Source organism: Pseudomonas sp. Z4-7 (assembly GCF_051131965.1).
Lineage (GTDB): Bacteria > Pseudomonadota > Gammaproteobacteria > Pseudomonadales > Pseudomonadaceae > Aquipseudomonas.
This window is the reverse complement of the sequence record NZ_CP071642.1, coordinates 3,165,726-3,192,650: the sequence shown is the minus strand read 5'-3', so window position 1 is coordinate 3,192,650 and position 26,925 is coordinate 3,165,726. Positions and strand designations below refer to the sequence as shown.

The window sequence follows — 26,925 nt, the reverse complement described above, 5'->3', positions numbered from 1 at the left end:
CACGCAGTGTATGGAGCCGTATCCTCTCAAGGACGTTTGAACACGATGAGTACCCCTGCGCTGGATATCAGCAGCCTGACGCCATTGCCTTACCACCAGCATGTGGTCGACTACCTGAAAGCCCATGAACCAGTCGTGTGGGAATGGGCCTCGTCCTTGGGCGTTCAACAGGAACACGCCCAGGATGTACGTGCGCAATTGCTGCGTGACACCTATCGCTTGAGCCCCGAGACCCATCCGCAGGCCTATCAGGCCTGTGAAACCGCATTGCAGTGTTTGCAGATCAAGGCACCCGCCACCCTTTACCAGGCCGGCGACGGCGCGATGAACGCGTGCCTGTATTACCTGGCCGGCGAAGTGCATGTGGTGTTTTACGGGCCGATTCTTGAGCGTCTGGACGCCCAGGAATTGCTCGCATTGCTCGGGCATGAACTGGCTCATTACCGGTTATGGTCGGAGCACGGTGGCGACTTTCTCACCGCCGAGCGGATTCTCAATCACGCCATGGCCGACATGAATACGCCGCCCAGCCTGGAACAGACTGCACGTCTCTATAGCCTGCACACTGAAATCTATGCCGACCGCGGCGCGGCACTGGTGGCCAATGGGTCGGAGGCGTCGATTACCTCGCTGGTCAAGATTCACACCGGCATTGTCAGCGTCGATGCGGCCAGTTACTTGAAGCAGGCCCGCGAGCTGGATGGCAAGGACGCGCAGCTGTCTCAGGGCGTTTCCCATCCGGAGACGTTTTTGCGCTCCCAGGCGGTGGACAGCTGGTGGCAGCAACTTCCGCAGACGGATAACTGGCTGGATCGCCGGTTGCGCGGGCCCTTGTCGCTCAATCGCCTGGATGTGACCGACCAGGTCGAATTGACCACCCTCACCCGCGGCTTTATAGCCCATTTCATCGGCTCACCGGTGTTGCAATCCGAGGTTGTGCTCAATCAGGTACGTGGATTTTTCCCGGACTGGAAAGCCAACGAAACGCCGCTCGACCTGACGACGTTGAATGCCGAGCGCATCGACACCAGCATCCATGAATACCTGCACTTCATCATGCTCGACCTGAGTCTGGTGGACCGCGACTTGCGGGATGAGGCTCTGCTGCACGCCGCGCGCACCGCGAAGAAACTCGGCAGCGCCGATGACTTTATCAGCGTGCTCAAGCGCGATATCAAACTACCCAAACGTGAGCTCGACCCGCTCGTTCGCGCGCTCAAAGCGGAGGTCGACACATGGACCCAGTAATCCAACCCGTCACGTTCACTCAATTACTGCAGAGCCACGATGGCGCGGCCGTGCCCATCGACGATGTGTTGTTCCTGGCGCTGCCACTGCTGCGTCAGGTGGCACAGCTGCACGAGCTGGGACGTGTCGCCCAGCTCGGTTATCTCGATGTGCTGCTAGGGCCGGAACGCACGCTGCAACTGCGTAACCCTGAAGGCGTGCCGCCACGGCTGGCGCTGGAAGCGATCAAGCAGGTGCAGCCCAATCCGGAATCGGCGCTGAACGTCGTCGGCAAAGTCCGCCTGACCCTGGATTCGGAAAGCGGCGTGGCCATTACCGACCTGCAGGTCCAGGAGGACCTGCATCAGGCCATCGACCACCCGGTGTTCCTTCCGGACCTGCACAGTTGGGAGCATCGCCTCGGGCACCACGATGAGATCACCGACATATTCCAGCTCGGCCAGTTGCTGGCGTGCCTGGCGTGCGGGTTGGATTTTGCCGATATCAATGACCTCAAGACGTTTGCCCGGCACCGACGCAATCTGTTCCAGCTCAATGGCCGGCTCAACCCGGTGCTGGCCAACCTGATCGTCGAGATGACGGAGCTCAACCGCCACGAACGTGCCACGGATGTGGGCTCGCTGGCGCGGCGCCTGGAGTCCTGGCGCGAACAGCCGGCCAGCCTGGATGTCGAGCGTGTGCTGGCCCAGGCCGAAGGCCCGGCGTCGCGGCGTACGGTGGTGCTGGAACATCTGCGCAACCGCTTGTTTGACCTATCGCGGCGCAATCGCTTGCTGTATTTCCGGACGACCCAGGCCAATGTCAATCTGACCGTGGCCAGCGTGCCGTTGGTGATGCGCATTGAAAGCATCCGGCCTGAAGCGCTGTGCACCTGGCAGCCGACCTTCGGCGGGTTCTCCGAACAAGTGCTGAGCGGCAAGCCCGTTGGCCTGCAACAGTGGCTGCGCTTTGAAGACCAGACTTGGTTGCAGGCGTCGCTGGAGCGCATCATCCAGGAAACCCGGCGCGACCGTGCCGAGTTTGGCTTCAGCAACCTGCGCCTGGTGGTGGCCTTCATGCGCTGGCACAACCTCAAGGACACGCCGGAAGAACGCATCGTCACCCCGCTGCTGTGGCTTCCAGTGGAGTTGAGTCGCAAAAAAGGCGTGCGTGACCAGTTCGTGTTGCAGTGCGACGAAACCGAGGCCGAATTCAACCCGGTCCTGCGCCATCAACTGCGTCAGCTCTACGATATCCAGTTGCCGGAAACCGTCGACCTGCAAAAGACTTCGCTGGAAGACATCCACGCCGATATTGCGCGCCAGATCAAACTGACCGAGCCCGGCGTCGAGTTACGCCTGCAAAGCAAACCGCAAATCGAATTGATCCACCAAAAGGCCGTGCAGCATCTGCACCACTTCCAGCGCCGTCGTGCCCGCCAGCGCTCGGCGATGCCTTTGGTGAAACCGGATTTCAGCTACGACCGCGAAGATTTCCGTCCGCTGGGCCTGCAATGGTTCCAACAGAAGGTCCTGCCCAGCGAATTGCCGCTGCGCCTGGCCGTAGGCGCCAAACCTGTGCTGCGCAATCAACATCCTCAGATGGTTGCGAGCAGCGCCGAAAACAGCACCTTCGCTCTGCCCGAGAACCAGGGGCATCGCTACGCCTGGGACATCGACCTGACCCAGGTGACCCTGGCCAACTTCAACTATCGCAAGATGTCGCTGGTGCGTGACTATGCCCAGTTGATCGACGAACCGGCGCAGAACGAAGCGTTTGACCGGATGTTCTCCATCGAGCCGCGGGACGTTGAGGTCCAGGCCCCCGACCCTATCCCACTACCCGAACAGTGGAACGTGGTGGCCGGCGACGCGACACAAAATGCTGCCGTCAGCCTGGCCCGCACCGGGCGCAACTTCATTATTCAAGGGCCGCCTGGCACGGGCAAATCCCAGACCATCACCAACCTGATCGCGGACTATGCCGGTCGCGGCCTGCGAGTGCTGTTTGTCTGTGAGAAACGTGCGGCGCTGGACGTGGTATTCCATCGCCTGCAACAAAGTGAACTAGGCGACTTGTGCTGCCTGATCCATGACTCCCAGACCGATAAGAAAGCCTTCGTGGGTAACCTGCGCGAGTGCTACGAACGTTGGATCGCCGGCGATGCCCAGTCGCCGCAGTTGCAAGCGCGGCGCGACACCTTACTGGCCGGCCTGAGCCAACAGCTGGGCTTGATCGAGCGTTTTGAACACGCCATGACGGGCGTACCGGAGTCCTTGGCATGCTCCGTACGCGAGCTGGTGCGTCATCTGATCGAGCTGCCGCCGGTGGTTGCCAAGCTACCACCCGAAGCCTTGGAGCGTCTGCCCGAGTGGCGTCATTGGCAGGCCCAAAGCGAGCTGACTGGCCGCGTGTATCAGGCGATCAAAGAACGTTTCGGCCTCGACAGCTTTGCACGGCATCCTTTCAGCCGCTTGGCCTCAAGCCTGATTACCCATGAACATGCCTATGGTCAACTCAAGGCATTCCTGGATGAAACCAGTGGGTTGATGGACAGTGTCGAACTGTTTCTGGAGTCATCGTCGAGCCTGCTGTCCGGGAATACTCGCTTGGCAGATGCGTGCGTACTGACCCAGGCCGCCGAACAACTGACCAGCGCCAACCTGGCCGCGCACCTCGATCTGCTGGAGCCAGGCTCATCAGGCTCTCAAGCGCTGCATGCCGAACAAGCAGCGTTGCAGGCACTGGCCGTGCAGCAACACAACGCCCGCGAATCCACCCACTACTGGCGTGAAAAACTTGCGCCGCAAGACACCCAGGCGGCCCTCGAGCTGGTACAGCGTTTGGAAAGCTCGCCGCTGCGTTGGTTGCAACCCGCCTGGTGGCGACTGCGCGGTGAATTGCAACGACGCTACGACTTCAGCCAGCACGCGATTCGCCCGAGTTTGCGCAGTGTGCTCGACAATCTGGCGGGTGAGCACCGCGCCACGGCCGAGTTGCACGCCGAGCAGCAACGCTTGCAAAGCCGTTATGGCATCCCGGACATCGACCTGTTCGTGTACAATCTGCAAGCCCTGCTCCAGCAGCTCAGCGCATCACCGCTGTTGCGCCAGTGGGTCGAGAGCCTGCGGGGTAACCCGGACGCCCTCCCCGGCGTGCGCCAGGAAGCCAGCCTGCGTCAGCCGTTGGCGCGCCTGGCCGAGCTGGTCGCGCAACATTGTGTGTTCGACCCCGCGCCAAGCCTGGGCGAGTTGGCGGAATACCTGCGCGATCTGCGTGAAGAACTCGACGAACTGCCCGATACCCTGCCCCTGCTCAATGAGCTGCACCAGGCCAATCCTGTCTGCCTGGCGGTCGTGCAACAGTACGCCTTGGCGCAACGTGCACTGGACGGCTTGATTGCCCAGGAAAACCTGACCCGCCTGTACCGCGCCAACCCACAGCTGGCCCGCTTCGATGGCCCGGTCTTGAGTTTGGCCGCGCGCCAGGTCAGCCAGGCAGAAAGCAACCTGCTCAAAAGCAACGCTCACGTGCTCAGCGCCACGCTGCACCAGCGGTTTCTGGAGCATGTGAAGCAATCGGCGATGTCGGTGACGCAACTGGACGCCCAGGCGCGTGAGTTCAAGAAGGTCTACGCCAAGGGGCGCCGTGAACTGGAGCATGAGCTGGGCAAGACCATGCGCTATCGCTCCATTCGTGAAATGGCCAGTGGTGACAGTGGCCGGGTGATCAACGACCTCAAGCCCATCTGGTTGATGAGCCCACTGTCAGTGTCCGACACCCTGCCATTGACGCCGGACCTGTTTGACGTGGTGATTTTCGATGAAGCCAGCCAGATCCCCAGCGAAGAAGCCGTGCCGGCCCTGAGCCGTGCGCAGCAGGTGATTGTGGTGGGTGACGAGATGCAGTTGCCACCGACCAACTTCTTCTCCAGTGCCGGCGACCAGGACGATAACGAACTGATTGCCATGGAGGACGGCGAACAGATCGCTATCAACCTTGATGCCGACAGCCTGCTCAGCCAAGCTGCGCGTAACCTGCCGGCGACCCTGCTGGCCTGGCACTACCGCAGCCGCCACGAAGCCTTGATCAGTTTCTCCAACGCGGCGTTCTATGAAGGGCGGTTGATCACCATTCCCGACCGTCGTATCGAGCGCCCTGCCCCGGCCCACGCCGCACTGGACTCCACGGATACCGAGGCCGTGATCCAAGGTGCCGACACGCTGTTGGAAACCCCGATCAGCTTCTTGAAGATGAGCGACGGTGTCTATCTCAGCCGCAGCAACCTGGCCGAAGCACGCTATATCGCCAACCTGGTGCGTGAACTGCTGCAACGCGAGACCGGCTTGAGCCTGGGCATCGTGGCGTTTTCCGAGGCCCAGCAAGGCGCCATCGAGCAGGCGTTGGAAGACTTGGCCAGCAGCGACTCGGCCTTTGCCACACGGCTTGAGCGCGAGTATGTGCGCGAAGATGCCGGGCAATTCAATGGCCTTTTCGTCAAGAACCTGGAAAACGTCCAAGGGGACGAGCGTGATGTGATCATTCTGAGCATCTGCTACGCGCCAGGGCCGAACGGCAAAATGCTGATGAACTTCGGCCCGATCAACCAGCGTGGTGGGGAAAAACGCCTGAATGTGATCTTCAGTCGCGCCCGCAAGCGCATGGCGATCGTCTCCAGCATTGAGTCCGAGGCCATCACCAACACCCACAACGATGGTGCCGCTGCACTGCGTGCGTTCCTGCAGTTTGCCCAGGCCAGTGCCACTGGGGATACGCCGCGCTCCCAAGGCATCCTCGCCAACCTCAATCCAGGCGCCAAGCAATCCTTTGCCGTCAGCCTGCCCAAGGACCACCTGCGCAGTGCCCTCGCCACCGCGTTGCGCAAACGCGGGCATTCGGTCCAGGAATATGTCGGGCGTTCGCAGTTCCGTTGTGAACTGGCGATCAGTGACGCCAGTGGCGAACACTTCAGCCTCGGCGTGCTGCTGGATGGCGATACGGCGGCGGCGGCCGACGTGCGTGAGCGTTACATCTTCCGCCCGACGGTGCTGCGCAGTTTTGGCTGGAAGATCATCGACGTGCTTAGCCATGACTGGCTGCGCGATCCGGAGGACGTACTCAATCGCATCGAAAGGCTCCTGCGGGGTGAGGAAGCTCCTGCGCTGCCAGAAGCGGAACCGGTAGCGGACAGCGTCGAGACCGAGGCCGAACGGCCTGCAACCACTGAGGCGTCACTCTTGATGCGCGAGTTCACCTTTGGTGAAGGCAACTCCAATAAGTTCTGGCGTATTGGTGTCGCAGAGGCCGAGGTGACGGTGCATTTTGGCCGTATCGGCACCAAGGGTCAGACCCTGATCAAATCCCTCGACAGCCCTGAACGTGCTTTTCGTGAAGCGGAAAAGCTGATCGCGGAGAAACTGCGCAAAGGGTATCAAGAGCAGGCGGGTTCAATCACCTCGGGGTGAGCTGAGTCGGTCCAGCATGAATCAGACAAGCTCGTTCAATCTGAGCGCGCTGCAGCGGTCCGCAAAAGGGGGCGGCTCCCTAGAGAGCTATCTCTCATGAGCATCAATTTATGAACATTCGGCTCCACAATTTGAGCAAGGCGCTGGACATAGCGATTTCGGGACTCTTCGTGAACCACGGCGATGTCTTTCCCTCCTATTTGAGGTTGCTCATCTCCAAGCAGACGCTGCTGCCGTTGTACTTGACGAACAAGGTTCATGAACATATATAGATGAACACCCACTCCCATCCATAGAAAGCTAACCAGCTAGAACGGCGCTTTGACCGATACATGAACATCTGACATCGCCCACTTGTTAAATTATGTGTCATGGAGGTGGGTGCCCGATGAAGCTGATTCAGTGCCGTTTCTCTTCCGGTCAATGCGTGCCGCTGCCCATACTCGTTCCGTTCATCTACGTTCAACTCAAGCTCAGGTACCGCGCTTACAACACTGCTGCGGCACATCTGCGCGGGATCCAGGCTTTCTATACCTATGCCAAAAGCCGTGACCTCAATATTGATGACGCCATCTTGGGCTGCCACGCTGGACGGTTACGCCATCTGCTCCAAAGTGGCCGTTAAGCCGAGAATTTGATCGGCCGAATAGGCACAGCTGCAACGGCACCTTTTCGCAGATCGATCCGCGTACCCGGGACATTACCTGCGGTTGCTGAAGCTGTACCTGTCCTGGTGTGTCACCCGTTACATCCCGCGCGCCTGTCAGAATTTCCTGAACAGCTGAATAGGGTACAGATCCCTCTGCTTGAAAAAGCAGCCCTGAACTCACTGACACAGCCTCTAAAATTCTATTCTTCTCAAACTCAGAAAATACGTAACTCATGCACCCCTATTTTATTGCGTTAGAAAGATAGTTTTCTATGTGTGGCATTGCTTGTGCAGCTTCGTTTAACTTATAAATATTCAATGTCAGCCGCCCTCCCCCAGCACGGAAACGGAAAGAGGGAAATTCTAGCACGCAATAACTTCTATTATTTGAAAAATCAATGTTGCTTAGTTCGGAAAAATTCATTTCGCTCATCTGATCAATTTTTGTCTCACTGGGTCGACTGACGCTTTTTGACCTTAAACCGTGGCATTCAAATATTCTTTGCGCCGTGCCATTCGTTGTCTTTTCCTCATACTCAAGGATATGCAAAGCGTCGCGATTCGATGCGCTAGGAGGGGGCTGATTTAAATGAAAACTAAATCCTGGATAATTGTTAAGATTTACAATTACACTGTTTCTATACGCTTGCGGCTCGCTTCGGGCTGACTTCTTCAAGCAAGTCGTCAAGTCGCTGCACCCCTTATCATCTCCAAACGCAAGTTGCACTGTAAAATAACTAGGTTCTTCTGGCCTTATACTCACCTTGAGGCCATTTGGATATGCTTTCTCTCCATCCCACACGATCGCTCCTTCTAAATATTGCAAGTAACACTTACCTTTATCTCGACCGAAAGCAGCATGCAAATTTCCAAGGGCATCCTTTCTAATGCTTAGTCCGGATTTGAGCGGCCATTCGTCAAGTCCTGCCAGTTCCTCGTAACAATTGCTTTCTTTTTTAACGTCGGCCGCATGAACATTGTTCACAAAAAATAAACTGGCGGCTATTAATATTTTTATCAAAAAAATTCTCACTTGAGAGACCATGACAAAAACCTCATTTTATAAGTTTTTTACTGCGCGGGTGCGCTATAAAAAAGCGATAGTCAAGCGACGTTATCAAATGCATTGCAGGACTTAGTACAGCATATCCTCCTCCAGGTCGCTTTCTCATTTCTATATAAATTTTTTTTCAAAAAATCTATCTCAGTATGTCGGATGTCACCGTCGTCCCGCATCAATCCCCCGATGCCACTCCGTGCTCTAGTCGCCAAAGGTCGGATTCGGCCAGACGAGCGGGAAACCCTGTTGAGGAACATAAATCGATGAATAAACGCATTCGTTCTGAGCGTACTGAGCCAAGTACGGCGGGATTAAGAGCGGCTTATGAATATTTGACATCGCCCACTTGTTTGCAGCATACGTTCAGGATCCGGTTCCGCCCCCCCCTGCAACTAATCCCCACCGCACCGGTCTCTAACCTCGCCGAGGTTGAGTCAATTTCGCCGAACCTCACATCGACAAGACTCCCCCGTGACAGCCCACCTGGATCGCCGCAACAACCTATCGCTCGACAGCCTCAACTTCTTTCTCGCCGACGTGCGCGACGGTCTCGGGCCGTATCTGGCGATCTACCTGCTGGCGGTGCATCAATGGGACCCGGCGAGCATCGGCGTGGTGATGACGATTGCTGGCGTCGCGGCCCTGATCACGCAGACGCCCGCTGGAGCGCTGGTCGACAGCAGCCGTGCCAAGCGCGCGCTGATTGTGATGGCCGCGCTGGTCGTGACCGCCAGTTGCCTGGTGTTGCCCTTCGTCTCGTCATTCAGCCTGGTGGCGCTTACGCAGGCCTTGAGTGCGGTAGCAGCATCGATTTTTGCCCCGGCCATTTCGGCGATTACCCTGGGCATCACCGGTCCTCGCGCTTTCACTCGGCGAACCGGGCGCAACGAGACCTTCAACCATGCCGGCAACGCTTGCGCGGCGTTGCTGGCCGGTTTGTCTGCTTACCTGTTCGGTCCGGTGGCGGTGTTTTACCTGATGGCGGTCATGGCGCTGGCAAGCGTGTGTGCCGTGGCGTTCGTCTCGGCTGAAGCCATCGACCATGATCTGGCTCGCGGTCTCGAACCTCGTGGCACCGATCACCCTCAGCCCTCCGGGTTTACCGTGTTGCTCAGCCACCGGCCGTTGTTGATGTTTGCGGTTTGCTGCGCGCTGTTCCACCTCGCGAATGCCGCCATGCTGCCGCTGGTGAGCCAGAAACTTGCGCAAGCCAATCTGCATATGGCCACCCCGCTCACTTCCGCCTGCATCGTCGCGGCGCAGCTGGTCATGGTGCCGATGGCGCTGTTGGTTGGCGCCAAAGCCGATCAGTGGGGGCGCAAGCCGCTGCTGTTGGCGGGTTTTCTGATCCTACCGTTGCGTGGTCTGCTCTATACCTTGGCGGATGATCCGTACTGGCTGGTGGCGGTACAGCTGCTCGACGGTGTCGGCGCCGGTCTTTTCGGCGCGTTGTTCCCGGTTATGGTCAAGGACCTCACCCTCGGTTCCGGCCATTTCAATATCAGCCTCGGCGCACTCACAACGGTGTTTGGCCTCGGTGCGGCGTTGAGCAACGGTCTGGCGGGATTTGTGGTTGAAGCGGCGGGATACGATGCGGCATTCCTGACACTTGCCGGGGTCGCCGGAGCGGCGTTTTTGCTGTTATGGGTTGGGGTTCCGGAAACCATGCAGCGTTCTGAAGGCATCAAAGTTGATAGAGTCGAGATCAGCCCAGGCGCCTAGAGCAGTCAGACCGGAGCCTTCAAATCCACGCCCAGCGCCTGTGCAAACGCCTTGACCAGCGGACTGCGCACCGTGTTGTGACGCAGGATCAGACTGAACGGGGTGACGATGTTGATCAGATCCGGCCGTACCGCGCGAAACTCGCCCCGCGCCACCATCGGCGCGGCGTAATGCTGGGGCAGGAATCCCAAAAAACGCCCCGTTTTGATCAGCAGCGCAACGGCCTCCACCTGGGTGGCCGAGGCAGAAAAACTGTCGTAGTGAGCAAATTTCAGTTTGTCGCGATGAATCGCGTAACGATGGTTGATGCACTCGTGGGCCTTGAGCACATCCTCGCCCATGTCCGCCTCCGCCATGCTGAATAACGGGTGGCCGAGGGCGCAATAGACTTCCGAGCGTTCTTCGTACAGCTCGAAGTAGTCGAACTCCTCGCGTTTTTGATAGATCGGCACGATTCCCGCCACCAGCCGCCCCTCGACGACGCCTCTTTCAACCTCGTCGAGTTGGCTGGCCTGAAGTTGAAACCTGACCTTCGGCGATTGTTCGTTCATGCGCCTGAGCGCGGCAACTAACGGGGAGTTTTCGTCAGAGATCGTATTATCAATAACGCCCACGCCCAGGTCACCGACAAGTTCGTTTTGCGCTGAACTAAGGCGATCGCGAAAGTTGTCGACCGAGGCAAATAAATCGATTGACGCCTGATACACCAGGCGCCCCTCTTCCGTCAGGTGAAAGCCCTCGCGCCCGCGTGTGCAGAGGCGCATGCCGATGCGGATTTCCAGGTCGGAAATCTGCTTGCTGATGGCAGCCAATCCCACATTCAGCTCATTTTGCGCCGCACTGAAGCCCCCTGCCTCGACCACCGCCTTGAACACTTTGAGCAGTTTGAAGTCCAGCCCGCTGAGGGCTAGCGGTGCCCGTTGCGGCATTTTCGGCGGCGGGTTTCCGGAATTGGAAAGTGGGGTTTCCATAATGCTTATTTACCTCTGACGCCCAATTCAACAACCTGTGCCCACAACAAAAACACGCTGGCCTAATAATAATGAACACAGAAAACCAGGCTTGGCAACCGCCAATAAATTCAGAACATCAGTGCCAAGGCGCTGATCGCAAAACATTAAAAGCTGACACTTCGATCAGCACTCGCACCGATGCAACTGCCCTCTTGAAAACTGCTCTGGCCTGACTTCGTTCGCTTGTTTTGTGGCGATGTTGCGGCCTGGAGTATCCGTTTCAGTTCGCGTTACCGACGAGGAAAACAACAATGTCCCAACCCACCGACCGTCTCTGGGGGGCGCGTTTTAAAAGCGGCCCTTCCGAAGCCTTGGCGGCCCTCTCCCGTTGCCCTGAACGCTACTTTCGGCTCACCCCGTATGACCTCGCCGGTTCCAAGGCCCATGCTCGGGAATTACAGCGTGCCGGACTGCTGAACGAGCAAGAAACCCTGACCATGCTCGACGCGTTGGAGCGCATCGGCACGGACTACCGCGCCGGCATCATCGCCCCGACCCTGGACGATGAAGACGTCCACACGCTCATCGAGCGGCTGCTGACCGAGCGCCTCGGTGCACTCGGTGGCAAGCTGCGGGCCGGGCGATCGCGCAACGACCAGACGGCCAACGACCTGCGGCTGTTCCTGCGTGACCACGTACGTACCCTGGCCGTTGAAGTGCTGGGCTTACAGCAAGCGCTGGTGAACCAGGCCGAGCAGCACATCGAGAGCATCTGCCCCGGATTTACTCACCTGCAGCAGGCACAGCCGATCGTGTTTGCCCATCACCTGCTGGCCCACGCCCAATCGATGCTGCGCGACGTGCAGCGCCTGGTGGACTGGGACGCGCGTACCTCGCTGTCACCGCTCGGTGCGGCGGCCATGGCCGGTTCGGCGATCGCTCGTTTACCTCAGCAATCGGCAAAGGAGATGGGCTACAGCGGTGTTTGCGAGAACTCCATCGACGCCGTGGCCAGCCGCGATCACGTCGCCGAGTTCCTGTTCATCGCCAGCATGCTCGGCATCAACATTTCCCGCCTAGCCGAAGAATTCTGCCTGTGGTCGTCGCGGCAATTTCGCTGGATCGCGCTGGACGATGCCTACGCCACCGGCAGCTCGATCATGCCGCAGAAAAAGAATCCTGACATCGCCGAACTGGCACGGGGCAAGGCGGGTCGCCTGATCGGCAACCTGACCGGGCTGCTGTCCACGCTCAAGTCCTTGCCACTGTCCTACAACCGCGACCTGAGCGAAGACAAGCACGGCGTGCTCGACAGCGTCGACACCTTGCTGCTGGTGCTGCCGGCCATGGCCGGAATGGTGGCGACGATGAAGGTCGACGTCGAAGAGCTCCGTCGCCAGGCACCGCTGGGCTTTACCCTCGCCACCGAAGTCGCCGACTGGCTGGCGGTGCGCGGCGTGCCGTTCAAGGAGGCTCACGAGATTACCGGTGCGTTGGTCCAGGCTTGCGAGAAACACGCTATCGAACTGTGGGAAGCCTCCCCGGCACTGCTGGCCGAAATCGACCCGCGCCTTACCCCCGAAGTACGCGAAAGCCTGACCCTGGAAGCTGCCATCGCCGCCCGCAATGGCTGGGGCGGCACCGCGCCAGAACAGGTGCGTGAACAGCTCGGCCGGCTGAAAAGCGCCCTCGCCGCCCAGCAAAGGTGGACCGAGGAGTATCAAGGGTTCCGCCTTTAGCTCATGACGCAAAACCTGTGGGAGCGAGCCTGCTCGCGAACGCGGTATCCCGATCAAATCAATGTTGACTGACCCACCGCATTCGCGAGCAGGCTCGCTCCCACAGGGGAATGTGGTGGATCTGGAAAATGCGTACGGAGAACCAACATGAGCCAGACACAGGCAGAACGACTCCAGGCGGAGCGCAAGCTGGCGGAAAACCAGTTCGACATTACCCAGTACGACCATGTGCCCCGGCGTTATTACGGGCGGATCTTCTTCGCCACGGTGATCGTTATCGCACTCATCGGCCTGGTGCGCGCCTTCGCCGAAGGCAAGATCGAATGGTCGTACATCGGCCAGTTCCTCACCTCCGAGGCGATCATGTGGGGGCTGCTCAACACCATCGTCATGGCGGTGCTGGCGATGGCGCTGGGTATCGTGTTCGGCGTGATCACCGCGATCATGCGCATGTCGGCCAACCCGATCCTGCGCTACGTGGCGCTGACCTACACCTGGCTGTTTCGCGGTACGCCGCTGATTCTGCAGCTGCTGTTGTGGTTCAACCTGGCGCTGATCTTCCCCACCATCGGCATTCCCGGCGTGTTCGAAATGGACACCGTGAGCCTGATGACTCCGTTCGTGGCGGCGTTGTTTGGCCTGAGCATCAACCAGGGCGCCTACACCGCCGAAGTGGTCCGCGCCGGCCTGCTCTCGGTGGACACCGGGCAGTATGAAGCCGCCAAGTCGATCGGCATGCCACGCCTGCAAGCGCTGCGCCGGATCATCCTGCCCCAGGCCATGCGGATCATCATCCCACCGGTGGGCAACGAGTTCATCGGCATGGTGAAGATGACCTCGCTGGCGAGCGTGATCCAGTACTCGGAACTGCTCTATAACGCCCAGAACATCTACTACGCCAACGCCCGCGTGATGGAGCTGCTGATCGTCGCCGGGATCTGGTACCTGGCCACGGTCACCGTTCTGTCCTTTGGCCAAAGCCGGCTGGAGCGTCGTTTCGCTCGCGGCGCCGGCAAGCGTTCTTGAGGAACCGCACATGAGAAGCATCGTCAAGGCCGTGAGCCTGAACAAATACTACGACCAGTTCCACGCCCTGAAGGACATCAACATCGAGGTCGAGCAAGGCGAAGTGCTGTGCATTATCGGCCCGTCCGGCTCGGGCAAGAGCACCTTGCTGCGCTGCGTCAACCAGCTGGAAAAAATCGACAAGGGCGGCCTGTGGGTCGATGGCGAGCTGGTGGGTTACCGAATCGTCGGCAACAAGCTGCACGAACTCAACGAAACGCAGATCGCCCGCCAGCGCCTGGCCACCGGCATGGTGTTCCAACGGTTCAACCTGTTCCCGCACATGACCGTGTTGCAAAACATCATCGAAGGCCCGTGCCAGGTGCTCAAGCGTTCACCTAAAGAGGCGCACGACGAGGCCCTGGAGTTGCTGGCCCGCGTCGGCCTGGCCGACAAGCACCACAGCTACCCGATCGAGCTTTCCGGTGGTCAGCAGCAACGTGTCGCCATTGCGCGTGCGTTGGCCATGCGCCCCAAGCTGATGCTGTTCGATGAACCCACTTCGGCACTCGACCCGGAACTGGTCGGTGAGGTGCTGTCGGTGATGCGCGATCTCGCGCAGACCGGCATGACCATGATCGTCGTCACCCATGAACTGGGCTTCGCCCGCGAGGTTTCCAACCGCATGGTGTTCATGGACGGCGGGCAGATCGTGGAGGCTGGAAGCCCCGAAGAAATACTAATAAGTCCGCAAAACCCTCGCACCCAGAGCTTCATTTCTGCCGTTCGAACCTAGGCGCCCGTTGGCGCTCACAACACTCATAAGAGAACGACCATGAAGAACTTCGTTATTCCAGCAGTACTCGCAGGCGTTATGGCATCCGGTTTTTCCTTCGCCGCCGAATTGCCGGCCAGCATCAAGGCCAAGGGCGAAATCGTCGTAGCGATCATGCCGAACTACCCGCCGATGGATTTCAAGGACCCGGCCACCAACACCCTCACCGGCTTTGACTACGACCTGGGCAATGCCCTGGCCGAACGCCTGGGCGTGAAGATCAAATGGCAGGAGACCGGCTTCGAGCAAATGATCAATGCCTTGACCACCGACCGTGTGGACATGGTGCTGTCGGGCATGACCGACACCGCCGAACGTCAGGCCAGCGTGACCTTCGTCGACTATTTTACCAGCGGACCGCAGTTCTACACCCTGCAGAAAAACAAGGACACCAACGCGATCATCGACCTGTGTCGCAAGAGGGTCGGCACCAGCCGCCGCACCACTTTCCCGGCGGAGATCGCCGAGTGGAGCAAAGCCAACTGTGAAGCCGCCGGCAAGCCTGCAATCAACGTGGTCGGCACCGAGGGTTCGGCCGATGCCCGGGCGCAACTGCGCCAGAGCCGCATCGATGCGGCCATGCAGGGCAGCGAAACCCTGCCCTACCTCAAGACCCAGGAAAAGGACATGTACAAGACCGTGGGCCTGCCGATCTCCGAGCAGTTCACCGGTATGGGCGTGAGCAAGAAAAAACCTGAGCTCAGTGAAGCGGTGAAGGTTGCGTTGCAAAGCATGATCGATGACGGCAGTTACCAGGCGATCCTCAAGAAGTGGGACCTGGAACTGGGCGCGATCAAGACTGTGACTATCAACGCCGGGAAGTAACGGAGCTGATCCACAATCCAATGTGGGAGCGAGCTTGCTCGCGATAGCGGTGTTTCATTCACCGAACATGCTGAATGTGCCGGCCTCATCGCGAGCAAGCTCGCTCCCACAGGGGATCGGGTGTGTATTTGAAATTATCGGAGCACTACAGATGTCCTCCTCGCCCCAACCCACCTGGCCCGGCCCGCACAAGGCTTGTCTGGCCCTGGCCTTCGACCTCGATGGTCCGACCGGTGATGCCATGCTCAACGGCTCGATCTGGCGCAAGCCCGAGTACTTCGGTTTCGGCGGCTATGGCCCTTATCGGGCGCTGCCGCGGCTGCTCGACCTGCTCGACGAGTTCCGGATTCCGACGACATTCTTCGTCCCGGCCTGGGTCGTGGAGAACTGGCCAAGACAGTGCCAGGCGATCGTCGAGCGTGGGCATGAGGTGGCTTATCACGGCTACAGGCACGAGTCCTTTTATGCCCTGACGCTGGATCAGCAAAAGAACGTGATGAATATCTGTCGCGAGGTGTTCTGGAAGCATCTGAACATCCGCGCCGAAGGCTTTCGTACGCCGTCCGGCGACTGGCGCGCCGAAACCCCTGCGATGCTGGTGGAAGCCGGCGTGCGCTATTCCAGCAGCATGCGCGGCGATGACCGGCCATACCTGGTGAACGTGCCGGGGTTCGACACGCCACTGGTGGAAATTCCCGGCCGCTGGGAAATGGACGACTACGCCTCCCTCGCCTACACCCGCGCGCCGAACTTCCCTTCCGGGCTGGACCGCACGGCCAGCTACGCGCTGACCCTGGACAACTGGTGCCGCGAATATGACGGCGCAATGGACGAAGGATTATGCTTGACCACCCTCTTCCACCCCAAGATTACCGGTAAGCCGGGACGCATCCTGCTACTGGAAAAACTCTTCGAGCACATGCGCACGCGCGACGACGTGTGGTTCGCCACCTGCCGCGACGTTGCCCAGTGGTGGCTGAAGGAGCATCACCATGGCTGACTCCCCTCTCTGGCCGAAAGGCTATCGCTGCGCGGTGGTACTGACTGTCGACTACAACGACATCCACGGCATCCTCACCCAGGCCCCGGAGGTCGCCGGGCGCGACAAGACCCTGTCGGTATGGCGCTACGGCACCCAACGTGGCGTCGAGCGATTGCTCGGCCTGTTCAAGCAGCTCGGGGTGTCGGCCAGCTGGTTTGTCCCCGGTATCGTTGCCGAGGAAAACCCCGCACACATCCAGGCGATCCAGGCCGGCGGCCATGAAATCGCCTGCGCTGGCTATCGCCATCAGGACTACGACAGACTGGACCTGGCCGCCCAAAGCGGCGACATCGCCAAAGGCTGCGAGACCCTGGCCCGGCTGACCGGCCAGCGCCCGACCGGCTTTCGAATCCCGGCGGGCAACGGTGCTCCGGGTTTCATCGAAGCCTTGAGGGATCAGGGCATTCGCTGGTCGTCGTCGTGGCGCGGCGATGACCTGCCATTCGCTCACCCGACCGCACCCAGTGTCATTGAAGTACCGCTGCACTATGAGCTGGAGGACGAGCCTTACTTCGCCTTCAACTTGAGCCCGGCAGTGCCACCCGCACAATCGCGGATCGCATCCTATAGCCACACCTTGGGTAACCTGCAGATGGACTTCGCCGGCTTTCATCGGTTCGGCCTCTGCTACGTGCTGCGCCTGCACCCGGAAATCATCGCCACGCCGGGACGGATAAGCCTGTTGCGGGAACTGATCGAGGGCATCCAACGGCACAATGACGTATGGATCGCCACCGGCGCCGAGGTCGCGCAATGGTGGTCAGACACCGCGGGGCCAGTCGCCGAGGATCATCCCGCGGCGGTTCATGAACGGCATTATCGGGATCACGTTCGATCTGAATAAGGATATTTGCACCACCGTGGCCACTTACTCACTCGTTATTCGGCGCCTGATGATGGTTTCCCTGACCATCGTGGTCAGTCGCGCCATTACCAGCCCGTTGCTCACGCTATTCTTGAGCAACAAGCTGGGCCTCAACCAACAGGACGTCGGTTTGCTGCTCGGCATCGCGGTGTTCATCGCCACGTTGCTGGCCCTCTATGGCGGCTATGTCATCGACCGCCTGGAGAAGCGCCGATTGCTGATCCTGGCGATGCTTTCCAGCGCCGTCGGTTTCGTACTGCTGACCTTTGCCGAAAACCTCTACCTGACCACGCTGACCGTGGTGATCACCGAGACCGCGTCAGCGCTGTTCCTGATCGGTTCCAAGGCGATCCTCAGCGAGAACCTGCCTATCGGCCAGCGCGCCAAGGCTTTTTCCCTGCGCTACACCCTGACCAATATCGGCTACGCCACCGGCCCGATGCTCGGCGTGGTGATTGCCGGTGTCTACCCGATCGCCCCATTCCTCATTGCTGGCGGCATCGCGTTTTTCAGCATCTTCCTGATGACCGGCATCCCCAGGGCAGCGACACCGGCCATTGGCCCAGCGCCAAGCTTTCTCAAGACCCTGATCACCCTGAAAAACGACCGCACCCTGATCATGTTCACGTGCGGCTGCCTCTTGAGCACGGTGGTGCACGGGCGCTTCACTCTTTACCTGTCGCAATACCTGCTGGTGACCCATGATTCCAGACGCGCGCTGGAAATCATGGCCGCCCTGCTCGCCTGCAACGCGATCACCGTGATCCTGCTGCAGTACCAGATCGGCCGGTTCCTGGATCGCGAAAAGCTGCGCTACTGGATTGCCGCAGGCACCAGCCTGTTCATTGTCGGCCTGATCGGCTTCAGCCTGGCGGACGACATGCTCAGTTGGTGCGTGGCGATGTTTATATTCACCCTTGGGGAAATGATCATCTACCCGGCCGAATTCCTTTTCGTCGATACCCTGGCGCCGGAAGAGCTGCGCGGTAGCTATTACGGCGCGCAAAACCTGGCAGCCCTTGGTGGTGCTCTGAGCCCGGTGATCTGCGGGTACCTGCTGCTGCAAACTCCGGCGCCGACGATGTTCTATGCCTTGAGCGCACTGACCGCCATGGGTGGATTCTTGTGTTTCATGAGCGGTCGTCGGGTGGCTGGCGTGCAGAAGTGATGTGTCGGCTGCTCCAGTGAACAGCCATCGCCCTCGCCTACTCCACGGCCTCGACCACTCCCTGATCCTCCCCCAGAAACCCGCCGCTCTGGTGATGCCACAGCCGAGCATAGGTGCCGTTCTTCCCGAGCAATTCGGCGTGGGTGCCTTGCTCGATGATCCGCCCTTCATCCATGACGATGAGCCTGTCCATCGCCGCGATCGTGGACAGCCGATGGGCGATGGCGATCACGGTCTTGCCCTGCATCATTTCATCGAGGCTTTCCTGGATGGCCACTTCGACTTCCGAATCGAGTGCGCTGGTGGCCTCGTCCAGTAATAGGATCGGGGCGTTCTTGAGCATGACCCGGGCAATGGCGATGCGTTGACGCTGGCCGCCCGAAAGCTTGATGCCGCGCTCACCCACTAGGGTGTCGTAACCGCTATGGCCTTGCTTGTCGCTCAGCTGATTGATGAAGCCATCGGCCTGGGCGCTGGCTGCGGCACTGCGTATTTCCTCATCGGTGGCGTCGGGGCGACCGTAGGCAATGTTGTCGCGGATCGACCGGTGCAACAGGGACGTGTCCTGGGTAACCATGCCGATGGCGCTGCGCAGGCTGTCTTGCGTGACATGCGCGATGTTCTGCCCGTCGATTCGAATCTCACCGCTGTCCACGTCATAGAAGCGCAGCAGCAGGTTGATCAGCGTGGATTTGCCGGCACCGGAGCGACCTACCAGGCCGATTTTTTCTCCCGGCCGGATGTTCAGGCTCAGGCCATCGAGCACCTGGCGTTCGCCGTTGTAATTGAAGCTGACATTGTCGAAGGTCACCGCACCACCGGTAGTAACCAGCACGCCGGCGTCCGGCGCATCCTGAACCTTGGGCCCGCGCGTCAAGGTTTCCATGCCGTCCTGCAGCGTGCCGATGTTTTCGAACAGCGAGGTCATTTGCCACATGATCCAGTGCGACATCCCGTTGATACGCAACGCCATGGCGGTGATCGCCGCCACGGCGCCGGTGCCTACTTCGCCTTGGTGCCATAACCACAGGGCGTAACCGCCGGCCCCGAGGATCAAGGCAACCACCAGTGCCTGATTGACGATTTCGAACTGGCTGACCAGGCGCATCTGGCGAAAGCCGGTTTGCTTGAAATCTTCCATGGCCGCGCGGGCGAAGTGTGCTTCGCGTTTGGAGTGGGAGAACAGCTTCACGGTGGTGATGTTGGTGTAGGCGTCCGAGACCCGCCCGGTCATTGATGACCGCGCGTTGGCTTGCTCCTGCCCCACTTTCTCCAGGCGCGGCACGAAGTAGCGCATGGCCAGGCCAAACAACGCCACCCAGGCAATGAAAGGCAGCATTAGCTTCAGGTCAAAGCCGCCGGCCAGGGCGATGATCGCGATGAAATACACGCCGATCCCGGGGACGATCTCGATGAGGGTGAACAGCACCTCGCGCACCGACAGCGCCGTTTGCATCACCTTGGTGGTGACCCGGCCGGAGAATTCATCCGAGAAGAACGAAAGACTCTGCCGCAGCATCAGCCGATGAAAATCCCAGCGCAGCCGCAACGGCAGGTTGATCGCCAATACCTGGTGCTGCACCATCGTGCGCAACGCGACCAGGCCGATGCTGGTCACCAACATGATGCCGATGCCCCACAGCACCCGACTCTCCTGCCCCGCCGCATCGCCGCCGGCCTGCCAGGTCGAGAGCAGGTCGACGACCTGTCCGAGAAACGAAAAAAGCCAGGCTTCGTAGATCGACACACCGGCACTGAGCAGCGCGAAGGCAAGGATATAACCGCGGGCGCCCCGCGTGCAGGCCCACAAAAACCGCGCCAGGCCGTCTGGTGGCGGTGGGACTTCGTCAGGCGGAAAAGGGTCGAGCCGTTGTTCGAATGCGTGAAGCATGGCGATCTCCAGAACGATCTAACCAGGAGATTCTGGCATTTAAGATTGCTTTGAGGTTTTTTTGATGAGGGCAGGATTATCTGCCGTGGCGTCGGCACTCGTTGCCTTTCGGATGATGCAATCCATTGAGCGCTGTTCCTTGCGTTGGTTCATCTGGATATCGGCGAGAGCGGTTCCGGCCCCGTGGCAGGGGCCGGTTTGTTTTCAGGAAAGTTCAACGGAGTTGGTTCAGACTGTCGAGGGGAGGATCACCCAAGCTGCTCAGGCGCAGCGACCCCAAGAAGCTGCAGCTCGGTAAAAGGCTCATCACCCGAAGCGAAGATAAAATCATCGTCTCCAAGCTGCGCCACCACATCGCCTTGCAACGTGATTTCGAACCGACGGCCCTGTTCGTCGGCGCTGTAGCTTTTCAGAAAGGTTCGCTGGCCATCCTCACTCAGCACGGCCGTCAGCGTCGCGTTGTAGCCGTTCCCTAGCTCGGTGAAGCCTAACGCAGAGACGTCTATCTTGTCGGTATCCGGGTCGAAGTCGACAATCCGGTCCTGGAAATTTTCATTCGCGGTACGGAAGCTGTCCTCCAGGGATCCATAGCGGAACACATCGGCCCCCTCACCCCCTGTCAGCACGTCTCGCCCCGATCCTCCATCAAGGACATCGTGCCCAAAGCCGCCCGAGACGACATCGTCGCCGCCGCCGGCGATGAGCACGTCGCCCGCCGCCGAGCCCTTCAGCTGATCGGCCGACTCTGTTCCCTGGATCAGGCTGCGGGACAACACCACGTTGGTTTCGTTGAGAACCTGAGAGAGATCGCCGTTGAGTGCCAGTTCGAAACGATGGCCTTGTCCGTCCGCTTCAAAGCTTTTCAGATAGGTGCGGGTTCCGCTGTCATTGACAGAGACCGCCAGGGTACCGTCGAGCCCGTTGCCCAGTCCGCTGAAGCCCAAAGAGGACAGGTCGATAAAGTCCTGGCCGGGGTCGAAATCAACGATGCGATCACTGACGGCCTGAGAGTCGGTGCGATAGCTGTCACCGATGGAGTTGATTCGGAACACATCGCCGCCGGCGCCACCATGGAGAACATCGCGCTGCCCTCCTCCGTCGAGCAGGTCGTTGCCGTCATGTCCGGTGAGCAATTCCGGGACGTAGGAGCCATAAAGAACATCGGCGCCCGCGCTTCCATCAATTTGCGGCAACACACCGGCCAGCGCGCCGAAGGTGGTGTCCAAGGTTCCATCAGGATTCAGCCTGATGATGCTGAAGTCATCGTTACCAAAATAATTGCTCTGCCCGGCTACCAGGATCTTACCGTCCGCAAGCACGGTGATGTCCCGGGCCGTATCCCTGCCGCCGGCCAGGTCGAGTACAGCGATGCCATTGTTGCCAAAGCCTGCATCGAAGGTTCCGTCCTGGTTCAGCCTGATGATCTTGAAGTCGAATCCAGTTCCCTCCTCCTCGTTGTAACCCGCTACCAGTATCTTGCCGTCGGCCTGCCCGGTAATCGATTTCGCCATGCCAGCTACTTCAATGTCGGCGGTGCCGTCGGTGCCAAAACTTGTGTCGAGGGACCCGTCAGGATTCAACCGCGCGACCACAAACGCGCCGTTGTAGCCGGGCACGAGGATTTTTCCATCGGCCTGCAGCGTCAGGCCAAAGCCCTCCAGTGTGCTGAGGCCCGGAACAGTGAACTCCACGGCACTGCCGTCGTTGAAACTGGAATCGACCGTACCGTCGGGGTTGAAACGATTGACGGAAAAAATCTGGTCATAAGAGTCATGATTCGCCACGAGGATCTTGCCGTCAGGCTGTACCGTCGCGCTGGCGGAATCACCCCATGCTGCCGGAGCGGTGGCCGTTCCATTGACGCCGAAGCTCTGATCCACCGAACCGTCGGTGTTCAAGCGGACCATGACGATGCTCGGTGCAGAAAAATGCGGATAGACGATCAGGTACTTGCCGTCGGCCTGTACGGCTGCGCTATAGCCTTCGCCGGGATAGATGTCGCGAGGCAGCAGGGTTTTACCATCGTCGCTGAAAGTGCTGTCGAGGGTGCCGTCGGCGTTAAGACGAACCAAAGAAGTCCTGTAGCCTTCGTACTCCCACTGGCCGGTTTCCACCCAGGTCATCCCGGCAAGCCAGATCTTGCCGTCCGGCCCCACGGCTATCTTGGCGGTGTCGTTATAACCGTCCAGGTCGACGAAGGTTTTGCCGGTACCGGCACGTAGCGCCGCGCCAACGCTGATGTTTGAGCTGGTCATGCTGAGCCTCACAGTGTCGATGGGATTCCCCGAGAATTTTGCCTTCTACAACGTAGCCGTTTACTTCAAATCCGCCAGCCTGGATGCGATACCTGGACAGCCGTCGCTGCGTATCTGACGCCTTTGCTCGGGTGTGGTTCTCGCGTCCCGCGTTCACGTAGCGTGCCTCGCCGTTTATCGCGTTGTTATTGATCCGTGCAAACAAGATTTGAACTTGTGGGGTTTTCTTTCAACCGAAAACATCAACAGGTGCGCAACGAGATGACTTGGTCGCTAGCGTACCGATCCCACCCCGGAGGTAGCTCAAATGAAAGCGTTACGCTGGCATGGAAAAAAGGATATTCGCTGTGATGACCATCTCCCCGACCCGACGATAGAACACCCGCGAGACGCGATTATCAAAGTCACTTCGTGCGCCATTTGCGGCTCGGACCTGCACTTGTATGACGGTTTCATGCCCGGTATGAAGCATGGCGACATCATGGGCCACGAGTTCATGGGCGAAGTGGTGGAAGTCGGTTCGGCCAACAAGAAGTTGAAGATCGGCGATCGCGTGGTGGTCCCCTTCACCATTTGCTGCGGTGAGTGCGATCAATGCCGGCGGGGTAATTTTTCAGTGTGCGAGCGCAGCAACCGCAACAAGGACCTGGCCGACAAGGCCTTCGGTCACACCACGGCGGGCCTGTTTGGCTATACCCACCTGACCGGCGGCTACCCCGGTGGCCAGGCCGAATACGTGCGTGTGCCTTACGCGGACTTCACCCCGGTGGTCATCCCGGATGGCCTTACCGACGAGCAAGTGCTGTTTCTTGGCGACATCTTTCCCACCGGTTGGCAGGCCGCCGTGCAATGCGATATCCAGCCAACCGACACCGTGGCTATCTGGGGCGCCGGCCCGGTAGGCCAGTTCACGGTGCGCAGCGCGGTGATCCTCGGAGCCAGGCAGGTGGTATGCATCGACAACGTGCCCGAGCGCCTGGCCATGGCCAAGGCCGGCGGCGCCATCACCATCAATTTTGATGAAGAAAGCGTGCTGGACCGCCTGGCCGAGCTGACGGGAGGCAAGGGGCCGGAGAAATGCATCGACGCGGTAGGGATGGAGTCCCACGCAACCCGTTCATTCGACTCCATCTATGATCGAGTCAAGCAAGCGGTGATGCTCGAGTCGGACCGCCCCCATGTGCTGCGGGAAATGATGTACGTCTGCCGCCCCGCCGGCACGTTGTCGATCCCCGGCGTCTATGGCGGCTTGATCGACAAGATTCCGTTCGGCGCCGCCATGAACAAGGGCCTGACCTTCAAGATGGGCCAGACCCATGTGAACCGCTGGACCGATGATCTGCTCCAGCGCATCCAGGAGGGGCAGATCGACCCGAGCTTCGTCATCACTCACACCGTGAGCCTTCAAGACGGCCCGGACATGTACAAGACCTTCCGGGACAAAAAAGACGGCTGCGTGAAGGTGGTGCTGAAGCCTTGACCTTCGGGAACCGCCTCCAACCTAGAATGACCACGCCAACAAAACCTGCCCGTAGAGATTAGTGGCGCTGTTGCCGACTTGCGTCCCGCCATTTGCGGCACTTTGCTTCGGCTTGTAGAGGCCCACCAAGGGCATGAGGGTCCAATGCGGGTCAATCGACCATTCGGCGTAGAGGTCCGCCTCGTCGGCATCCAGATGGTTACGGCTCGCGTCGAGGGTGCGGAAGGTGTAAAGCAAGATGCCTAGCTTGAGATCCTCGGCGGGAGCGAGTTTCAATCCTACATGCTGCACAGTGGCGTTGCTGTTGAACGGGCCCGCATAGTTGGCAGCGACTTCACCTTGGAACCAGGTACCGAGCGCGCGGCCATTGCCATAGAAAAGCGGGTCGTAGCCTTCGGAGAAACGACTGTATCGGTAGTTGATCGAAGGCGTGCCGGGAACATCGTCAAACGTCCAACCGGCTTCAAGATACCAGGCGTTTTCCCTGGCGTTATCTTTCTGCTCCCAAGCGTACTCACCGGCCAGGAACAGCCCGGAAACCCCTGCATTACCCTGTCCGCGAACGCTGTAGAGCTGCATACCCTTGCGCTCGGGAAACAACAGGTCCGCCATTGCCTTGTCGGTATCGGTGACTTTCAGATAAGTCAGGCCCAGGGTGCCCTGCTCGCTGACATGCTCCAGCGTACCCAGTGCCAATTCCGGCCTGGCCTGGGCCGGGTTGTCGGACTTGAGCCACATAAGATCACCCCGCCAGCCTTGCTGGCCACCCAGGCGCAGTACGGCCGTGCGATCAAAAGCCTTGCGACCGGTCAGGTAGTATCCCCCGCCCCGATTGGCTTTGCCGTCGACAAACTCCTTGCCGAGATTCAAGGCATCGCCACTGACCAGAAAGCCGTCGCCGATCACGATGTTTTGCCGCCCGAACGATATGTCCACGCCGTTCTCGCCCATGACATCGAACCGTGTGCCGGAGCGCCAACCCACGAAAGCGTCCTCGATTTTGGTGGTGCGCTCATCACCTGAAGACCAGCCGGCCGGGTCGCCATCGCCAAAGGTGGCGGAGCTTACCCAATTCAACGAACCGTACAGTTGCGACCCGGCGTCGAGACTATGGCGCAGGTCGAAACCGTATTGCAGGACCGCCTCTTGCCACCGGCTGGCCCCCTCTCTACGTGTTCCCGATTGCGAGTAGTTTTCCCGGCTATGGAAGGCGCCAGCCAACGCGAGCAAGCGCGCATCGACTTCCGTGGCTTCATCCTTGTAAAGCGGCTGCGCTGCTGCTGGAACACAGACGCAGGCGAACGAAAGCGCGATTATTGTTTTTTTACAGGCGAGCATGGGCCGTACTCCGATATGCGAAAGGAGAAGCAGTGGCGCCGTCAGTCAGCGCCAGTCAGATCAAGGGTAAGGCGATATCAGCGGCGACCGTTGCGGTAGCCCGCCAGCTGGTGGCTGGCCTTTCCAAGGGTGCAGATCAGGTTGCGCCAATGATCCTTGCCGGGAATCCGCGTACGCGGGATCGCACTCATCACATCCCAATGCCGTGAACCGCCGGTCATCCCATCGGCAATGACACGGCTCACCACATGACTCGGCGTCACGCCGAAGCCCGAGTAACCCTGGACGAAATAGGCGTTGTCGCGCCCGGGCAAGGTACCGATCTGTGGGAACAGATTAGCGCTGCACTCCATCGGCCCGCCCCAAGCCAAGTCGATTTTCACGTGATCGAGGTAGGGGAAAACCTGGAGCATCAGATTTCGGTTCCACGCCTTCAGATCGTTGGGAATGTACTCGAGCAGGCGCGTCGCCGAACCGAAGAGCAGACGGTTTTCATTGGTCACCCGGTAGTACTCGATCACCGGACGAATATCGCTGAAGGCACCTCGTATCGGACTGATCTGTTCGATCAGCGCAGGGGGAAGCGGCTCCGTCACCAATTGGAAGGCGTAAGTGCTCACCATCGTCTTGTGCAATTCAGGCTCAAGCCGGTCCAGAAACGCGCCGCAGGACCAGAGGATCTTCTTCGCCCGAACCGAACCTTTCGCCGTACGCAAGGTAATGGTGTCGCCATAGGTCACCTCCAGCACGGGGGTATTTTCATAAATGCGTCCACCCAGGCCCACCAACGCCTTGGCCGACCCCAGGAGCATGTTCAACGAATGGATATGACCGTTGCCCATGTGCTTCAAGGCGCAGCTGTATACGTCCGAGCCGACGATGCTTTGGACCTCGGCGCCCTCCAGGTAGACAATTTCGTGATCCGGATTGAGCTGTTTGTATTCTTTTTCCCATGCTTGTAGCAGCCGACCCTGGCGCTTGTTGAAACCGAGATAGCCATAGCCGTGGCAGAAATCCGCATCAATTTGATAACGCTGGATGCGGTTCTGGATAATCGAGGCGCCCAGGTCGCTGATCTCGAAAATCGCTTTGAGCCCCTCCTCGCCGACGCTTTTGCGAATCTTCTCCAGATCGTGTCCGATCCCGGCCATCACATGACCGCCATTGCGCCCCGAGCCGCCGAAACCCAGGTAACGGGCTTCCAGCACGACCACGTCGGTGAATCCGCGCTCGGCGAGTTCCAACGCAGTATTGATACCGGAAAATCCACCTCCGATAACGACGACTTCGGCCTCGACATCGTGCTCCAGGTCATTGAACTTCAAGTCATATTTGCGAGTGGCGGTGTAATAGGTCGTTGGTGTTTCAACGGACAGCATGCCTGCACCTCTTGGTCAGTTTTCTTG

General features: G+C 59.4%; 18 protein-coding genes. 12 read left to right on the top strand and 6 right to left on the bottom strand.

Annotated elements, in window-relative coordinates; all coding sequences use genetic code 11:
* Positions 1–45 precede the first annotated feature (45 nt).
* The 3 genes from J3P91_RS14415 to J3P91_RS14405 all read left to right on the top strand — a co-directional run bounded on the left by J3P91_RS14415 (position 46) and on the right by J3P91_RS14405 (position 7,317).
* Complete coding sequence (locus J3P91_RS14415) at positions 46–1,248, top strand: M48 family metalloprotease (protein ID WP_434600796.1); 1,203 nt, start codon at positions 46–48, stop codon at positions 1,246–1,248.
* Complete coding sequence (locus J3P91_RS14410) at positions 1,236–6,692, top strand: WGR domain-containing protein (protein ID WP_434600795.1); 5,457 nt, start codon at positions 1,236–1,238, stop codon at positions 6,690–6,692. The genes J3P91_RS14415 and J3P91_RS14410 overlap by 13 nt, the downstream gene beginning before the upstream one ends.
* A 388-nt stretch (positions 6,693–7,080) precedes the next feature.
* The gene (locus J3P91_RS14405; protein ID WP_434600794.1) at positions 7,081–7,317 is read left to right on the top strand and encodes a hypothetical protein; all 237 of its coding nucleotides are present in this window, start codon (positions 7,081–7,083) and stop codon (positions 7,315–7,317) included.
* A 265-nt stretch (positions 7,318–7,582) separates the two neighbouring features.
* Here the strand turns inward: J3P91_RS14405 and J3P91_RS14400 are convergent, their stop codons facing one another.
* Positions 7,583–8,386 carry a hypothetical protein gene (locus J3P91_RS14400; RefSeq protein ID WP_434568404.1) on the bottom strand — a complete coding sequence of 268 codons (804 nt, stop codon included), beginning with the start codon at positions 8,384–8,386 and terminating at the stop codon, positions 7,583–7,585.
* Between the two features lie 486 nt (positions 8,387–8,872).
* Here J3P91_RS14400 and J3P91_RS14395 point away from each other — a divergent pair, with 486 nt between their 5' ends.
* Positions 8,873–10,123, top strand: a complete 1,251-nt coding sequence (locus tag J3P91_RS14395) for an MFS transporter (protein WP_434600793.1) — start codon at positions 8,873–8,875, stop codon at positions 10,121–10,123.
* A 5-nt stretch (positions 10,124–10,128) separates the two neighbouring features.
* Here the strand turns inward: J3P91_RS14395 and J3P91_RS14390 are convergent, their stop codons facing one another.
* Positions 10,129–11,094 carry a LysR family transcriptional regulator gene (locus J3P91_RS14390; protein ID WP_434600792.1) on the bottom strand — a complete coding sequence of 322 codons (966 nt, stop codon included), beginning with the start codon at positions 11,092–11,094 and terminating at the stop codon, positions 10,129–10,131.
* Between the two features lie 293 nt (positions 11,095–11,387).
* Between J3P91_RS14390 and argH the strand changes: the two genes are divergently transcribed.
* The 7 genes from argH (at position 11,388) to J3P91_RS14355 (ending at position 18,555) form a co-directional block, all read left to right on the top strand.
* Positions 11,388–12,815 (top strand): argininosuccinate lyase, encoded by a 1,428-nt coding sequence (gene argH, locus J3P91_RS14385; RefSeq protein WP_434600791.1) that lies wholly within the window; start codon positions 11,388–11,390, stop codon positions 12,813–12,815.
* A gap of 147 nt (positions 12,816–12,962) precedes the next feature.
* Entirely contained in the window at positions 12,963–13,841 is an 879-nt protein-coding gene (locus J3P91_RS14380) for an amino acid ABC transporter permease (RefSeq protein WP_434568408.1), read from the top strand.
* 10 nt (positions 13,842–13,851) lie between these two features.
* Complete coding sequence (locus J3P91_RS14375; RefSeq protein ID WP_434600790.1) at positions 13,852–14,616, top strand: amino acid ABC transporter ATP-binding protein; 765 nt, start codon at positions 13,852–13,854, stop codon at positions 14,614–14,616.
* Between the two features lie 39 nt (positions 14,617–14,655).
* Positions 14,656–15,480 (top strand): ABC transporter substrate-binding protein, encoded by an 825-nt coding sequence (locus J3P91_RS14370; RefSeq protein WP_434600789.1) that lies wholly within the window; start codon positions 14,656–14,658, stop codon positions 15,478–15,480.
* A 151-nt stretch (positions 15,481–15,631) separates the two neighbouring features.
* On the top strand, positions 15,632–16,480 hold the full coding sequence (locus J3P91_RS14365) for a polysaccharide deacetylase family protein (protein ID WP_434600788.1): 849 nt from the start codon (positions 15,632–15,634) through the stop codon (positions 16,478–16,480).
* Positions 16,473–17,366 carry a polysaccharide deacetylase family protein gene (locus J3P91_RS14360; RefSeq protein WP_434600787.1) on the top strand — a complete coding sequence of 298 codons (894 nt, stop codon included), beginning with the start codon at positions 16,473–16,475 and terminating at the stop codon, positions 17,364–17,366. The genes J3P91_RS14365 and J3P91_RS14360 overlap by 8 nt, the downstream gene beginning before the upstream one ends.
* A 16-nt stretch (positions 17,367–17,382) precedes the next feature.
* Positions 17,383–18,555: an MFS transporter gene (locus tag J3P91_RS14355; RefSeq protein WP_434605141.1), complete on the top strand. Its 1,173-nt coding sequence runs from the start codon at positions 17,383–17,385 to the stop codon at positions 18,553–18,555.
* Between the two features lie 37 nt (positions 18,556–18,592).
* Here the strand turns inward: J3P91_RS14355 and J3P91_RS14350 are convergent, their stop codons facing one another.
* The gene (locus J3P91_RS14350; protein ID WP_434600786.1) at positions 18,593–20,446 is read right to left on the bottom strand and encodes an ABC transporter ATP-binding protein; all 1,854 of its coding nucleotides are present in this window, start codon (positions 20,444–20,446) and stop codon (positions 18,593–18,595) included.
* A 248-nt stretch (positions 20,447–20,694) separates the two neighbouring features.
* The gene (locus J3P91_RS14345; protein WP_434600785.1) at positions 20,695–22,701 is read right to left on the bottom strand and encodes a M10 family metallopeptidase C-terminal domain-containing protein; all 2,007 of its coding nucleotides are present in this window, start codon (positions 22,699–22,701) and stop codon (positions 20,695–20,697) included.
* A gap of 307 nt (positions 22,702–23,008) precedes the next feature.
* Here J3P91_RS14345 and J3P91_RS14340 point away from each other — a divergent pair, with 307 nt between their 5' ends.
* Positions 23,009–24,181 carry a zinc-dependent alcohol dehydrogenase gene (locus tag J3P91_RS14340; protein WP_434600784.1) on the top strand — a complete coding sequence of 391 codons (1,173 nt, stop codon included), beginning with the start codon at positions 23,009–23,011 and terminating at the stop codon, positions 24,179–24,181.
* 21 nt (positions 24,182–24,202) lie between these two features.
* Here J3P91_RS14340 and J3P91_RS14335 read toward each other — a convergent pair whose 3' ends face one another.
* Together J3P91_RS14335 and J3P91_RS14330 are read right to left on the bottom strand one after the other, a co-directional pair.
* The gene (locus J3P91_RS14335; protein WP_434600783.1) at positions 24,203–25,519 is read right to left on the bottom strand and encodes a hypothetical protein; all 1,317 of its coding nucleotides are present in this window, start codon (positions 25,517–25,519) and stop codon (positions 24,203–24,205) included.
* Between the two features lie 77 nt (positions 25,520–25,596).
* Positions 25,597–26,898 (bottom strand): NAD(P)/FAD-dependent oxidoreductase, encoded by a 1,302-nt coding sequence (locus J3P91_RS14330; RefSeq protein WP_434600782.1) that lies wholly within the window; start codon positions 26,896–26,898, stop codon positions 25,597–25,599.
* Between the last annotated feature and the right edge of the window lie 27 nt (positions 26,899–26,925).